The organism is Pontibacter sp. HSC-14F20 (assembly GCF_019599265.1).
Taxonomy (GTDB): Bacteria; Bacteroidota; Bacteroidia; order Cytophagales; family Hymenobacteraceae; genus Pontibacter.
In genome coordinates this window covers 1-423 of record NZ_JAHZTC010000066.1, presented here as the reverse complement: position 1 = coordinate 423, position 423 = coordinate 1, and the positions used below count along the sequence as shown (strand labels likewise).

The window sequence follows — 423 nt, the reverse complement described above, 5'->3', positions numbered from 1 at the left end:
ATCGAGGCACGTCCTGAGGGCGGGACCCTGGTCAGCCGGGCAGCCGACTCGTTCGCAGCGTTCCAGCGCGGCGACCGAGCTGCCTTCGACGAGCTGGTCTCCGTGGTGACGCCGCTGATGTGGCACACCGTGCGTGGCCAGGGCGTCGACGCGACCGCCGCGGAGGACGTCGTACAGACGGTCTGGATGAGTCTGCTGCACAGCACCGAGGGCATCCGAGACCCGCAGACCGTCGTCAAGTGGCTGCTCACCTCGGCCCGCCGTGAGTCTTGGCGCATCACCAAGCGCACCCGTGCTGACCTCAGCCGCACGGCCGCGATCTTCGGGGTGGACGGGGAAGAGGTCCGCTCGATCCCGGTGCAGCGCGATGAGCTTCCCGACCAGGTTGTTCTCCAGGAGAGCAGCGACCAACTGCTCTGGAAC

At 68.1% G+C, this 423-nt stretch carries 1 protein-coding gene; it reads left to right on the top strand.

From position 1 onward, the window contains the following. Window positions 1-423: RNA polymerase sigma factor (locus tag K3G39_RS20515; protein WP_220628035.1), on the top strand; the 423-nt coding region annotated here is incomplete at both ends.